Origin of the sequence: Pseudoalteromonas sp. OF5H-5 (assembly GCF_021530695.1) — a bacterium.
Taxonomy (GTDB): Bacteria; Pseudomonadota; Gammaproteobacteria; order Enterobacterales; family Alteromonadaceae; genus Pseudoalteromonas.
Genome location: NZ_JAKGBF010000013.1, coordinates 111,546 through 126,418, shown reverse-complemented (window position 1 = coordinate 126,418; position 14,873 = coordinate 111,546). Strand labels below are relative to the sequence as shown.

At 42.9% G+C, this 14,873-nt stretch carries 12 protein-coding genes; 8 read left to right on the top strand and 4 right to left on the bottom strand.

The genetic code is table 11. The annotated features are described in order from the left end of the window. Positions 1 to 66: 66 nt before the first annotated feature. Positions 67 to 540, bottom strand: a complete 474-nt coding sequence (locus tag L1271_RS18065; protein ID WP_102058276.1) for a peroxiredoxin — start codon at positions 538 to 540, stop codon at positions 67 to 69. A gap of 68 nt (positions 541 to 608) precedes the next feature. Beyond that, positions 609 to 2,666: a winged helix-turn-helix domain-containing protein gene (locus L1271_RS18060; protein ID WP_235368456.1), complete on the bottom strand. Its 2,058-nt coding sequence runs from the start codon at positions 2,664 to 2,666 to the stop codon at positions 609 to 611. Positions 2,667 to 3,002: 336 nt separating this feature from the next. Between L1271_RS18060 and L1271_RS18055 the strand changes: the two genes are divergently transcribed. Then, positions 3,003 to 6,038 carry a TonB-dependent receptor domain-containing protein gene (locus L1271_RS18055; RefSeq protein WP_235368455.1) on the top strand — a complete coding sequence of 1,012 codons (3,036 nt, stop codon included), beginning with the start codon at positions 3,003 to 3,005 and terminating at the stop codon, positions 6,036 to 6,038. A gap of 46 nt (positions 6,039 to 6,084) precedes the next feature. Here the strand turns inward: L1271_RS18055 and L1271_RS18050 are convergent, their stop codons facing one another. After that, complete coding sequence (locus tag L1271_RS18050; protein WP_235368454.1) at positions 6,085 to 7,242, bottom strand: serine hydrolase domain-containing protein; 1,158 nt, start codon at positions 7,240 to 7,242, stop codon at positions 6,085 to 6,087. Between the two features lie 246 nt (positions 7,243 to 7,488). On the opposite strand from L1271_RS18050, the gene L1271_RS18045 reads away from it, so the two are divergent. The 4 genes from L1271_RS18045 to L1271_RS18030 are packed head-to-tail and all read left to right on the top strand — an operon-like array spanning position 7,489 to position 10,616. Beyond that, a complete protein-coding gene (locus L1271_RS18045; protein WP_010603906.1) occupies positions 7,489 to 8,280 on the top strand; it encodes a MipA/OmpV family protein in 792 nt (263 codons plus the stop codon). Positions 8,281 to 8,290: 10 nt separating this feature from the next. Continuing rightward, positions 8,291 to 8,662: a DUF3019 domain-containing protein gene (locus L1271_RS18040; protein ID WP_102058272.1), complete on the top strand. Its 372-nt coding sequence runs from the start codon at positions 8,291 to 8,293 to the stop codon at positions 8,660 to 8,662. Between the two features lie 8 nt (positions 8,663 to 8,670). After that, positions 8,671 to 9,363, top strand: coding sequence for a winged helix-turn-helix domain-containing protein (locus tag L1271_RS18035; protein WP_235368453.1), 693 nt, complete (start codon positions 8,671 to 8,673; stop codon positions 9,361 to 9,363). After that, complete coding sequence (locus L1271_RS18030; protein ID WP_235368452.1) at positions 9,363 to 10,616, top strand: sensor histidine kinase; 1,254 nt, start codon at positions 9,363 to 9,365, stop codon at positions 10,614 to 10,616. Before L1271_RS18035 ends, L1271_RS18030 begins: the two co-directional genes overlap by 1 nt. A gap of 92 nt (positions 10,617 to 10,708) precedes the next feature. Here L1271_RS18030 and L1271_RS18025 read toward each other — a convergent pair whose 3' ends face one another. Next, positions 10,709 to 12,712, bottom strand: coding sequence for a beta-propeller domain-containing protein (locus L1271_RS18025; protein WP_235368451.1), 2,004 nt, complete (start codon positions 12,710 to 12,712; stop codon positions 10,709 to 10,711). Positions 12,713 to 12,922: 210 nt separating this feature from the next. On the opposite strand from L1271_RS18025, the gene L1271_RS18020 reads away from it, so the two are divergent. Genes L1271_RS18020 through L1271_RS18010 form a run of 3 tightly spaced genes read left to right on the top strand, consistent with a single transcriptional unit; the run spans position 12,923 to position 14,866 of the window. Beyond that, positions 12,923 to 13,798: a MipA/OmpV family protein gene (locus tag L1271_RS18020; protein WP_227388037.1), complete on the top strand. Its 876-nt coding sequence runs from the start codon at positions 12,923 to 12,925 to the stop codon at positions 13,796 to 13,798. Beyond that, a complete protein-coding gene (locus L1271_RS18015; protein ID WP_227388036.1) occupies positions 13,773 to 14,177 on the top strand; it encodes a DUF3019 domain-containing protein in 405 nt (134 codons plus the stop codon). The genes L1271_RS18020 and L1271_RS18015 overlap by 26 nt, the downstream gene beginning before the upstream one ends. Further along, a complete protein-coding gene (locus L1271_RS18010) occupies positions 14,177 to 14,866 on the top strand; it encodes a response regulator (protein WP_010603913.1) in 690 nt (229 codons plus the stop codon). The genes L1271_RS18015 and L1271_RS18010 overlap by 1 nt, the downstream gene beginning before the upstream one ends. Positions 14,867 to 14,873: the final 7 nt, after the last annotated feature.

Genomic DNA, 14,873 nt, shown 5'->3' with positions numbered 1-14,873 from the left:
AAAGCATCATTTACGGATTGCAGGCTGATTGCTTCGCTGTTTGACTCTAGCTTTTAAATTTTGCAATCACAGCGCGTCTAAAATGACTTCAGCCTTACTTACTTCAAATTGCTTAGGTTGTTCTACATTGAGCTTTGTCACAACACCATCTTCAATAATCATAGCGTAACGCTGCGAACGCACACCGCCAAATGCTGCGGTATCCATTTCGAGCCCCAACGCCTTGGTAAAGCTTGCATCGCCGTCTCCAAGCATCATAATTGCTTCTGCATTTTGTGCATCACCCCAAGCTTTCATTACGAAGGCATCGTTTACTGATATACATGCGATAATATCAACACCTTTTTCAACAAACTTATCTGCATTCACGACAAAACCAGGTAAATGAGATGCTGAGCAAGTTGGTGTAAAGGCACCAGGAACTGCGAAAAGTACAACTTTCTTACCTGAAAAAAGTGTCGTTACTTCATGATGAATCATACCGTCAGAGGTGAGCTCGCTCAGCTCTGCATGTGGTAATTTTTTTCCAACTTCAATCATTGTTTACGTCCTTAAAATTAGGGCTAAATGCCTATATTTTGTTACTTAACCAAAAGTCACTATTAGTGCTACATTTGGATTCGTTTTATATCCACTTGCGGGATTTCATAACCGGTAAATAGCAGCCATTGTTTTTCTGCTATGTATGTAAGACCGCGACTTCGGCTAAAGCTGCGCTCTGGAACTCGGATAATATCTTTGTGCGCATTATTGGCAAAGTCAAAATAGCTAATACGAAAATCACCACGCTGAACATACAAATAATAGAGCCCTGAATCAGAAACAGACCAACTTGCACTTGAGGCCAAATGTGCATTTTTAAATAAAAGCGTTTTGTCTCCAGTTGTAATCTCCATACGCCACATTTCTTGCGGTTCGCTTTTATATACATACAACACCCCATTATGTTCAACTACGGTGGTGCCCGCCGTTAACTTCACTGGTTCGCTTTTTGAATCAACAAAAACGCGAAATACATTATTACCATCAGAAATATAAATTGAGCTGCCATCTTGAGACCAACTGGGTTTACCGTGATATTTAAGCCCTGTTTCTAACCGTGTCACTTGTTGAGTAACCATGTCCAAAAGTTGAAGTTGACTTCCTTTATGTGACTTTGTCGTGAAAATCGCTTTAGTACCATCCGGGGACCAAGCAGGATGCATTGCCTGTAGTCCCAGCGCAGTCAGCTGTTTTCGTTGATCACCTTCCAAATTAGAAACCCAGATTTCATCAAATCCTGATTGATTGGACACGAAAAGTAAACGCTCCGATACCGATGAGTAACTGGGATAACGAAAACTAGTTTGTGACTGTAGTAGTGGAAAGGGTGAACTGGCAACTTGCGCATTAAGGTCAAGCTTCATAATGGAGGTATTAATATTCCAATCATGAAAATACAAATATCCAGAACGACTAAAGCTTGGGTAACTTAGGCCATCAAATGGTAGCGTCCCTAACACTTTACCATCGAGCGCCAGTTTATATGCCGTACGAGCACCATGTTCAATCGAGGATACAACTAAATAATCATCAGTTGGATGCCAGCTTATTCCCCGTAAATCGTCATGCCCGCTTAGTAGAGTAATTTCCTTCCCAGTCTCTAGACTTTTTAAATATAAATTCTCAAGCCCATTGGGTAGGTTTCGACTAATCACTATTCGCTTGGCGTCGGGTGAAAGAGCTATGCTCTCAAGCTCACTCCCCTGACAATCTAACTCACAGCCCAACTCAGTTGCTGTTTTATCATTTAAATTCAATAAGGTTACTTTTGGGTTACCAGCTGGCTGCTTGGCGATAAATCCAAAGAGGTTTTTCTCTGCAGAATAAGTTAAAACGGTTGTTATGTCTGCAACACAGTTTGCTATTTTTGACTTTTTACCCGTCACTACATGTAACGACTTGATGGTACATTTCCCTGCATGTTTCTCTATATAAAATAAGGTTTGATTATCTCGGCTCCATACTGACACGGATGCATTTTCAGGACCATCAGTTAGCGTCTTAAGAGGGGCTTCTGGTTTCAGTAAGTTCTTTAAATATAACCCTGCATGGCTCCCAAACTTACGCCATGCAAATGCCAAGTATCGTTCATCCGGAGAGGTGCTAGGAAATAACTCACGACCTGGAAAGTCTGTTACTTCTTCAAGTTGTTGCTTAGGCTGGAAAACTTGAAAATAAAGAAAGGCAATAAATACAATCAATAATATTGCCACAACACCAACTGCTTGCGTCGATAAAGTCGAGCTTTGCTTAGTGGGTGTATCGCAGGCTTCTATAAAAATGGGTTCAATCTTTAATCTATATCCAGACTTTCTTATCGTTTCTATTATTTCGTAATCTTCCTTGTCACTCCCATCTTCGCTGGCGCTACTCAGTGCTTTGAAAGTTTTGCGAAGATGCCAAATGGCATTGGTAAGTGCTTTCTCTCCAACAAATAGATTCCCTCCCCAAACCTCTTTTATTATTTCTTCTCTCGCAACAACGTTCGGATAAGCACGCGCTAGTACCGTCAGCACTTCAATAAATTTTGGTTGCACGCAACATACCTGTCCTTTACTGGATAGTATATGTCCAACCGGATCAATATTGACATGTAGTAACTGATAAGTCGCGCTGTGCTGCATTTTTCCAACCATGAGTAAACACGATGTAAATCATACCTAAATTAGCGACCAAAAGACAAAATTAACGCGATAAACATCATGATAGAAATTCACTTCCACCCTCAAAGAACAATATAAACAATTGAATTTAATACTTATTTTTCAATAGATATTAAATAGAGATAAAAACGTCAAAGAATAGATGTCGAATTTATTGCGTGAACATTAGCGATAGTCACAATGGGTAAAATGAGAAGCCGTACTTTTTTGTAGTTTAATCAGCACAATAAGATACGTACTTCTTTCTTCAAGCCCCAAAAATAAACAACAATCAGAAATTAAAAAAGAGGGACTCCCGTGTCACCTAACAATAATATTAAATTACTCGCCCTATCTATCGCGCTCGCCTGCAGCAATATGGCAACTGCCGAAGAGCAACAAATCGACCGTCAGCAAGTTGAACAAAATAATGCGGTAGTTAAAGCACAAAATGAAGATAAATCACTAGAAAAGATCGTCGTCACCGGTTCTCGCATCAAACGTGATAGCTTTTCAGTGTCAACCCCTATCGCCACAATGGGAGCCGAGTCGCTAAATGATGCAGGTTTAGGTTCGCTTTCAGATATTCTTTTTGAAGAAATGCCCCAAGTGAGTGAGGGGACCGGTAATGGTAACTCGCAAAGCAGTGTGCAAAATACCGGACTTTCAACTATCGACTTGCGCGAATTGGGTGTTAGCCGAACACTGACTTTGATCGACGGAAGAAGAGTCGTATCCAACAGCTATTCGGGTAACTATGTCAGCCTATCAACCATCCCTAAAGGTATGGTTGAGCGAGTTGAAATTATCACTGGAGGCGCTTCTGCAGCGTATGGCTCCGATGCCATTGCAGGTGTCGTTAATATTATTACTCAACAAGACCAGGAAGGGGCAACATTTAGTGCCCGAGGCGGTGAAAGTACCGAAGGTGGCGCTCAGGAATACACAATAAGTGCGGACTACGGCACAACTTACCATGATGGCAGAGGCTACCTTTTCATTAGTACCTCATACGACGAAGAAAAAGGATTGAGCTACTGGGACAGGAAACGTGCTCAGCAACAAGATAGCTGGGATTATGATGATGATCGTATGTGCAATGTAATGCTCACAGCAAACTACGATCCAGATACCAAAAGCGCTTACCGTTGCATGAAAGATATTGATAAATCACAATGGACTAGTTTGAGCGACTCTATCCCTGGTGGTGTATTTGATGAGTCAAGTAGCACTAAGCCAAACTCAGGTTTTTGGTATGATGGCACAACCTTACGCGACGATTGGCAAGAAGAACTCCATGGTATCCACATCAACCAGTTCACTATGTTGAGAGTACCGGACAAAGACCTCTCTGCGGCAGTAAAAACAGAGTATGAGTTTGACTCAGGTATTGAAGCTTACTTTCAAATGCAATACAGCCGAAATACCTCGCGCAACGTAAAGTCGCCTGAAAGCGAGGATGAATGTGATGCGATTGTTACCTATGATCCAAATAGCAGTCAATTTGGCTCAGACTGTATGGGTCGGATTCCGTATGATAACCCCTATATGCCAGAAGCAATTCGTGCAGAGGCTAGCTCCAAAGGCGTGAAGTGGGATCGGCTATTCACCGAAGTGGGAAATATAATCACTAGTAATGAGAGAACAACTATCAGATCTTGGGGTGGGTTACGTGGTTATATTTGGAATGACTGGGAGTGGGACGTTTCTGTTGGCTACGGCAAATTTAAGCAAGAGCAAACCCGCAGTAACGAAATTTACGTTGCACGAGTCAAACAAGCGCTAAATGCTGAACGCCTTGATGATGGTACGGTTCAGTGTAAAGATGAGCAAGCACGTAGCCAAGGCTGTGTACCAATCAACCTTTTCGGCGAAGGCTCGATCACACCTGAAGCGGCGGATTATATTCGCGCTAATCCCGCTATTACGACTGATATAGACCAAGTGACTATTTCTGGCTTTATTACTGGTGATTTATTTGAACTTCCAGCGGGCTCTGTTGGCTCGGCATTTGGCTTTGAATATCGAAAAGACACGCAGAGCGTATCAACTAACGTGCCAAATGGTGGCGTAACATTTAACTATGTTCCTACATTTGAAGGCGATGTGAGTGTTCGTGAAATCTTCGGTGAGTTGTCACTGCCACTATTAAAAGACGCACCGATGGCCAAGTCACTTAGCGCCGAGGTTTCTGCGCGTATCGCAGATTACAGCTGGGCAAACACAGGATTAATCCAAAGCTACAAAGCAGGCTTCATTTACGAACCAATCGAAGGCTACTCTATTCGTGCTAATTGGGCTCGAGCAATGAGAGCTCCAACAATAACAGAGCTAATGTCACCACCTCGTGGAGACTATGATAGCTTTGATGATATCTGTGATGGTGTTACCGCGACGTCAACAGATGCAGGCCACGACAATTGCCGCAAAGATGCGGGAATACAAGCCGCTATCGCCGCTGAAGGTACTTTTGAAGACGAAAATAACGGCTACTCACCTAACTCAGGAAATAGCGAGCTGTTTGAGGAAACCGCAGATACTATCACCATTGGCTTATCTTTAGCGCCTTCCTTTGCACCGGATTTTAGAATTGCGCTAGATTACTACGACATTCAAATTGATGATGCGGTAAGCTCACTTGCTAACGAAGACATCATTAAGTTCTGTTATGCATCATCAATGGAATTCGGTGACGGTAACGAGTTTTGTCGTGATGTTAAACGCGATGAAGAAGGCCAGATTTATGAAGTTAATCAACGTGTCATTAATACCGATGAGATCCGCACTAAAGGTTACGACATCGCACTCGAATATGTGTATGACGCTAGCGACTACGGTAGCTTTAAGGTGAAAGCAGACTGGACACATGTTATCGAATACTCAATCACCAGTACGGGTCCTGATGGACAATACGAAGACCTTTATGAAGGCTACCTCAGCACCGATATCTTTGAAGACAAAGGCGCTATTTCACTAACTTGGTATAAGAATGACTGGCGTGTACGGTTTAGCACAAAATATAAAGGTGCAGTGGAAGCCAGCCGTTCGAGATATGAAGACTGGCAAGCTGCTATCGAGAAGAATAATGAACGCTGTGCAACAGGTGAAACAACCTGTATAGCCAATCCAGAGCCCCTATGGCAAGGTGCACTGCCATCAGTAACGACTCATAGCTTAACGGTAAACTACAGCATGGAGCTAGGCGATAACCGCACTCTCTCTGTTTATGGTGGTGTGAATAACCTGTTCGACGAAAAAGGTCCGTTCATCGTCGGCGGTACAGGTAATTTTGATAGCGCCTATGGCTCAGGTGTTGGCCGTTTTGCGTTTATTGGAGCAAAATACCAGTTTTAGACTTCTGCATTGATCCGAGGGGCTACCACTGAGTAGCCCCTTATCTTTACAAACCAAAAAGTGTATCGCGTAACTTATCTGAGATTTTGTCAATCTCTGCATTGCATTGGTTGTAGCCTTGGCAATTAATAATTGCACTCATAACCATGTTTTTTGACGGCAGATACCAATTTAACGTCGCATACCCAATCTCAGCACCGTTATGATGATAAACAGGTTCATTTCCGACGTGCTCACTAAAGATACCCATGCTGTATTGCTGTCCGGTGACATCAGTATCCACCCATACGGATTCTCCTAGCAATTGCTCACGCACATTAGCGGGAATATCTGGGCTCGTTATCATGATTTTAAATAAGTCACCAAGATCCTTAGCCGTCGATACAATCGGTGCATCAGCCACACCAATATTGGCATAGTAAGGCTGCGTATTAATTTCATTACCCTCACCATCAACAAAGTACCCTGATGCAATTTCACCAAATGCCTTTTCGATTCCTCCATAACTCATACTACTTAAGCCAAATGGTTCAAAGATATACTCACGCATCGCCTTTGAGTGATGCCCCCCTAAAACTTTATCCATAATTAGGCCCGCCAATAAATACCCGGTATTAGAATATTTCCACGCAGCTCCGGGTTTGAAATTGGCGTCTTGATTGAGGGCAAACTGCAGCGCAAAGCTGTCCGTTTTTATTAAGTCTGGCTGTTGTAATACTGCAGCAAAAAATTCACCGTTAGCATCATTGAGATAATCATATAATCCAGCCGTATGATTAAGTAATTGCCGAACATACATTTCGTCACCGTTTTCTATCTGTTGTAAAAGTTCGTCAGACAAATAATCACTTATCGGTGCATCTAGATCTAATAACTGTTGTTCATGCAACATCGCCATTAAGAGCGCTGTTACTTTTTTCCCCGCACTGCCATTTGGGATCCTAGCGTCCGTGGTCATGGGTATCGTATTTTCTTTATCTGCTAACCCGGCAGCACCATAAAATTGAAGCGTAGGCGAATCAATATAGAGCACAGTACCAGGGATACCCGCTTCAACACTTTGTTCGAGCATCGCTTGAAAATCAACTTCGGCTACGGGAGGAGAGACAGGGCTCGGTTTAGGGTTAGACGTCGACTGACTATCATTACAGCCAAATAATGACAGTCCACCACACAATAATGTGACCAGTTTTAGTGTTCTCATGAGAAATACCTCGTTTCGTTTAAGTGATAAAATAATAACTAAGGTATGTACGCCATGCTGTCTCTGACTTTTTCAAAATGTATCAAACAGTAACGACTTCCTTTATTTTCATGCATAATGTCAGACCATTATGGAAGGCCAGAACAAGCTTGATACAATTCGATACAACTTGCAGAAAGTCGATACAGCTATACTCGCTTACACTCACTACAGTAACTAGCAAATTAATAACTAATAGAAATTGCTATGAAAACACATTTATTGATTGCAGCCTCACTTATGGCCGCAAGTGCAGCGCAGGCCAAAAGCACTGACGCAAAAAAAGAAGGTCACGGCTATTTGGCCATTGGTTACGGGATCAATTACAACAGCGATATTTACAATAATGCCGAGACCTCGCTTTCGCCCACTGTACATGGCGCCTACTATTTTAGTAATGGTCTATTTGTCGAGTTTCCAGGCCGCGCTGAGAAGTATGACCCAGCACTTGCACTTGGTTATCAGTTTTATGAAACAGAAAATTGGGAATTTGATGCCCTACTCTCAACCGCTCATGGGCGAATAAATTACCGTTTTGGCGGGACTCGCTATGAGCTAAACACTTCGTCTTATCTTGGGGTAAGAGCTACAGGGAATGTATTTGGCTTACAAATTAGAGCTATTGTTGCACCAAAAGTGATTAACTCAGATTATTCAGATGGTCGCTACGCTTCATTATGGATCTCTAAGCCTTGGCAATACAAAAACTGGCACTTTTATAGCGCAGTCGGTGCACAATACCGAAACTCAGCCATGTTAGATTATTACTACGGTGGCGCACCATTTAAAGATTACGATGCCAAAGGTGGGGCTAATCTTGGGGTAAAGCTCGGATTTTCACGCGCTTTAACAGAAAATTGGATAGTCGATGGCCACGTCAGCTACACCAAATATGCATCAGGTATTATGGATAGCCCTATCACTAAAGCAATTGTCAGTTTTAACGATAGAATTGAGCACGGTGAAAGCATTGGCCTGTCACTTAGCTACGTATTTTAAGGAGCTAAATATGAAAAAACGACTATTTGGCTTAGCCCTACTCGCTATGCAAACTCAAGCGAAAGAAGAAATTAAGGTCCCCGTATGGACCGTAAAACCAGGGCAATGTGTTGCGCTCGAACAAGGTCAGCAATGTTTTATCGACCTCTCAGTGACCTGGCAAACCTCTGTGACCGGTAACTTTTGTCTCCATGCCGATGAAAAAGAGCTGGTTTGTTGGCAGCAGCAAAAAACCGCGAGTTGGCAAGGCGAGATTTTAGTTGAGAAAGATTTGCTCATTACCTTAGAAGATAACAAGGATATTCTCGCAAGCTATGCTCTGCAATATGCTTGGGTGTTTAAACAACAAAAAAGTAACGCCGTGCGTTGGCGACTTTTCTAGGAGTAGTTGTGGTAGCCGAGTTAGTCCTAATAGAAGACGATAAAGAGTTGGCCCAGTGGCTGAGTGATTACCTCTCTACCAAAGGATTTTCAGTGCGGCTATATCATGATGGTCAAGACGGGCTGGAGCACGTTTTAGCCTCTCCCCCCGACTTGGTGATTTTAGATGGTATGCTGCCAAGTTTAGATGGCTTTGAAGTCTGCAAGCAACTGCGTCTGTCGCTCAGCATCCCAATTTTGATGCTCACCGCACGGGATGAGGAAATTGACGAAATTATCGGCTTAGAAATGGGGGCTGACGACTACCTCAAAAAACCTGTAAGAGGCCGGTTATTAGAAACTCGTATCAAAGCGCTATTAAGGCGTCATCAACCTCAACACCAAGCGCCCAAAGCAACACTTGAGTTTGGCACACTCTACATTAATAAAGAAGATAGGAACGTTACCCTTGCAAAGCAGCCAGTTAACTTATCCAGCAATGAGTTTGATGCGCTTTGGGTACTTGCCAGTAAAGCCGGAAAAATTGTCACCCGAGATGAGCTTACTAAAGCACTCAGAGGATTTGATTATGATGGGTTTGACCGCTCTATAGATTTGCGTATTTCGCGCTTGAGAAAGAAGCTAGGTGACGATGGCCAAGACCCATTTAAAATAAAAACGGTATGGGGTAAAGGATATCAGTTGGCGAAGGACGTGTGGTAATGTGGCGCTTTGTGTTTGCTTTACTGACCATCTTAACGCTTACAAGCGTTATCACAGGTCAGGTGTTTGATAAGCTTATCGCCGCATCCTCCGAGAGTAATGAAGCGCATTACGATCCACTTAGCACAACCGCACCAATTATTGCCGCAATGGCTAAAGACAACATACCTGAGTCACAAATTACTGCGCTTCCACTGCACCAAACAATAACCGCTCAACTTATACCAAGGGCCGACTATCCACTCCCTGCGAGCTTAAGCAGCATACTCTCACAACAGCGACTTATTTACCTCGAAAGCGAATCATCAGTAAGCGCTTGCATACTTACAAGCCAAGATAATATCTATATCTTGACAATGCCGAAGCAATTCCAGACCAAATATGGCCTGCTCATGACCTTGTTGTTTTACACTATCGTTCTGATTGTTGTCGTCGCCTTTTTAACCCCATTTATTGCTAGGCTGTTAAAGCTCAAAAATGCCGCACATCAGCTGGGTAAAGGCGAACTCAACGCCCGCGTGCAAGTCGGTACGGTATGGTACTTAAAGGATATTGAGCAAGCGTTTAATCAAATGGTACGACAAATAGCCGGGTTAATGACTGACATGAAGCTATTAAGCAGCGGACTTTCTCATGAACTACGTACGCCACTTGCAAGGGTAAGAATGGGGCTAGACACACTGGTTGAAACTCATGATGATGAGCTGCGGGCACAGTACGAAGATAGGATCAACCAAAACCTTGATGAAATGGAGCAAGTGATTGATGCTATTTTAGATTACGCAAGATTGCAGCACCGCCTTGACGACGTGGAACTTCAGCCTGTTGACTTGAATGCTATGGCTCATCAGTTAGCCAATAACGCCCACCATCATGACTTAACACTAAAACTTTCGTCAAAACCTTGCTGGATAATCGGTGAAGGTCAGTACTTACGCATGCTAATCAATAACTTATTATCTAACGCGATAAAATATGCCAACGCTAAAATATCACTAGAAACCCGAGTCGATAATGACAAGGTTAAGTTTATTATTGAAGACGACGGGATAGGTATAAGTAACGAGGTTCGAGACAAAGTGTTACTACCATTTTATCGCGACGATTCTCAATCACAATCAGGGTATGGAATTGGCTTGGCCTTTGTGCAACGTATAGTCACTCGTTTTGGTGGTACCATCGTAATTCAAAAAAGCCCCGCGCTGGGCGGGGCCAAAATCACTGTTTCGCTGATACAGACTCAGCAAAAGTAACGTTAACTCTGAAGCTGTGGTAAGCAGTGCTACAGTTCACCGCTTGGCAACGAAACAGTGTACAACAACCTAATATTCAAAGGGAGTTAGGATTAATGTGGTCCACTGTTGTCAGCAGGCGTTTGCCAATTACTCTGCCACACGTAGTTGCCATGGATATAAAGCAGTTTATCAGCCTGAATAAGCCCTCTATCTGCTTCGGTATACCCGAGTGCTTTGTCACTCGCTATGGGCGTTGCTACCTCGGCACGGCTACTCCCGCGATAACTGAGTGTTGAGTCCACGCCGTGGATAATTTCAAATGCGGCGAGATCGTTTTGGCTATACCAGTTATAACTACTTTCATTCACTTGCTCTGTATTCCAGTAAACAATCGGCAAAGTGAACCGAGTTACTGAGGCATTGTCTTTTAGCATGGCCAAAGCGCGATAATCATATTCCAGCGGTGTAAACCCCCCTGCAAATGTATGATCTTTTAATAGCTTGGGTTCAGCAGGATTTGCAACATCAAACAAACTCACTTTGGTGCCGGGCTGCACGTTTCCATCAGGGTCTCCAAGGTGCTGACCTACCCCAAGAAGCAAACCGTCACCAACAGGGTGCAAATAAGAAGAGAAACCGGGGATCTCTATACTTCCCGCGATTTTAGGCTGTGATGCGTCAGATAAGTCCAGAACGTAGAGAGGATCTATTTGTCTAAAGGTCACGATATAAGCTGTATCGTTAAAATATCTAACCGCATAAATATCTTCATCCACAAGCCCCGTATCCGGATTAATTTTGCCAATAGGGGTTGGATTTTGGCTATTTGGTAGCGTCGCCACAGTGTTGAGTTCATTCCCTTCTGGTTTGAGCATATACAACTTATGGCTATTACCGATATCTGTATCATACTGACTCGTTACTACGCGCAGAACGCCATCTTTTTCATCAAATCGAGTCGCAGCCATCGTCTCGCTGACACGAGCAAGTTGACCTTCCACCTCACCTGTTGCTTGGTATGTCACCCCTTCGTCCGTTAACAATAACTTATGTAATACTATGCCTGATGGATCCCAGATTGATGTGTTGACATCACCATCACTGCCATTAAACGAGTAATTGTAAAGATACACAGCTGTTGCAGACATATAAAAACCAAAGGTGCGCGTGCTGACGCAAGTTGTTTTCACCTCATCAGGATTGCGAATGTCAATTTCCGTGACTGTTGTTAAGCCATTATATCCATCTTGCGTGGTAGCATCTGCTGGCAAATAACAGCCATCTGCGGCAACCAGTGGCGCTACACTTCCTTGCTTTAAATTTCTAAATTGGGGTAATAAATCGTTAATGTTAGTATCCATTAAGCGATTGTAGCTTGCTACTTTGTCAGCGCTATTAAAACCACTGTAGCGTATAGTGTGGTCGGCGATAACATAGAGTTTGTCACCGATTAATCTGCTGCCAACTAATGAACCATCAATTTGAAAGCGTTTTTCGACCTCAGCCTGTGCGGGTAGGGATACGTTACTAAAAGCAAGCTCAATCACGCCTTGATAATTTACTTCAGGTTGAACATCCAGTTCAGACATACCATCAGCAAAGTCATACTCATAGTCCATTAATACGCTGATGAGTTGATTGTTTTTAAGGTAAAGATTTTGGCTTGCAAACTCTGAATCTGATACCGCTAATTCATTAACTTGTGTAGGGACATCCGTAGCCTCAGTATCCAAGATCCTAACGAAGGTTTTGCTGTCTGTATCCGTGTATGCAACGCTGGTCGAGCCGCCGATAAATAAGTAACGACCATCGAATTTAATCCGGTCGCTTTCTGATACCCCTTCAACCAGTTGATTGGTGCCTGAGTAAGGTGCACTATCTGTGATTACAGATGGATTTTCTAAATCATCGCCATTATTCAACCCACCGCTGGCAACGAAAATGCCGTTTTTGATAAACTGACTAAACTGAGCTGATGAAGCTGACTTCAACGGCGCAGAGCTATTATTAAGCGCGTTGAGTTCTGGTAATTTATCTTCATCATTGTCGCTACTACCACCACATGCGCAAAGGCTAGCGGCAAGCGGAAGACTGAGCCAAATTTTGCATCTCATGATATGTTTCCTTGTAAGTTAAGTGCCAACGTAAGCCTAAACTTTCACACTAAAATTTCTGTTATCTTCGCTACTTGTTTTGTTATTTAATGTTACCCTTTCTGGTAATTTGTACAGCGACTGGTAAATTACACTGGTAGTAATAATGCGCTTTGATTGACACCTCTAAAAAGCCAGTGCAAAGCCCAAATTCAGAACTGGAGTTCCAAGTTGAATAAGTTATTAATGGCCTTAACCTTGCTGGTTACCACTCAGGTAAATGCCACGGTGGTGCCATGTGACGCCAATGACAGCGAGTGTACGCCAGTCGATGAATGGCGATTTGGCATTGCGCTTGGCGGCGGCGTGATCTCCAACCCACTCCATGACGGTGAAAATATTCCCTTGGTTGTTGTGCCCTATATTAGTTATTACGGTGAACACCTCTTTCTTGATAATGGGACTTTGGGCTATACCTTTCACTACACTGATAAATTTGATCTTAGCTTGATCGGCACGTTTAATACCGAGCAGGCCTATTTCGAAAAATTTCACCCGAGTAATATATTCGTGCAAAAAATGGGGTTTGATGCCAGCAATGAGCTACCTGGCGGTGAATTTGCCGCAGAGCAAACCGCTATTTCCTTAGACGATATCGAATCGAGAAAATGGGCCATAGATGGCGGCGTTTTAGCCCACTGGATAATAAGTGATAGCGTAAAAATCAGCGCATCATGGCTCACCGATATCACCAACACTTATCAAGGTTACAATGCCGATGTTGGGGTTAGCTATCGTTTTAGGTTCAATAATTCACCTAACACTTATGTGTTTATTAAAGCGGGGCTAAAATGGAAAAGTCGACAACTGGTGGACTATTACTACGGCATAGACAAAGCGGATACACCGAATAGTGAGCTATGGTATAAAGGCAGTTCAAGCTTCCAGCCTTATGTTAGCTTTGCCTACTCTTATCCCGTAAGTGAGTCTTGGACCTTCAAATTTAACGCTAAATATCAGCAACTTGATAGCACAATGACAGATAGCCCGATAGTCGAGGATAGCTATACCGCGACGGTTTTTGTCGGGGGAAAATATGAATTTTAGGCTGTACTTAATCACAATTATAATTTTCAGCGCACCAAGTAAAGCTTTAACCAAACCCAACAATGGCATTAAATTAGAAATAAAACCTATTACATGTATGGTGAAACAAGCAGGGCAACGCTGCGAAATGACGGCAAAAATTGCTTGGCAATCGCCCGCTAAAATGGACCTCTGTTTATTTCAGGAAAAACAAAAATTACAATGCTGGGAGCAGGCCAAGGAGGCAAAATCAACACAAATTATCCACCTCTCAAAGTCCATGCTCTTTACCCTAAAAGATGCTAAAAATAACGTTGTTGCAAAACAAAATATTGAAGTACACACAAGCGTCAACCAACAATATAGACGCAAACTCAGAAGCGATTGGAGTGTGTTTTAATGGCCAAGGTATTACTTGTCGAAGATGATGTAAAACTAGCGGAGTTAACCGCAAAGTTCTTAATCCATAATGGCTTTGAAGTCGTTCAATTACACAATGGTATTAACGCCATTAAAGCGATAGAAGCCGAAAAACCAGATATTTTAATTTTAGATATTATGCTTCCAGGCCTTGATGGTTTTTCTATTTGCAAAGCTGCACGCGGTGATTTTAAAGGGCCGGTTTTATTTCTTACCGCCAAAGATAGCGACTTCGACCATGTAAAAGGGCTTGAAATCGGTGCTGATGATTACATTATCAAGCCCGTTGAGCCATATGTGCTACTTGCCCGCTTGAATGCGCTATTAAGACGCACACAAAATGATGAAGTTCAGTCTGACTCCATTACCTTAGGGGAATTACAAATAGATAAATCGGACCGTAAGGTCTACTTGGCAGGTGACGAAGTTGAACTAACCAGTTATGAATTTGATTTACTAAAGACATTGGCAGGCCATGCGGGCGAAACGCTGAGTCGAGACTATATCTATAAACATGTTGTTGGCCGCGAATATGACGGATTAGATAGAAGTGTTGACGTACGTATTAGCCGTTTACGTAAAAAACTTGGTGACAATCTAGAGCAACCTGCAAGGCTTATTACCGTGTGGGGCAAGGGCTACCTCTGCTCTAAGTCTGCTTGGGGCTAGTGTATTT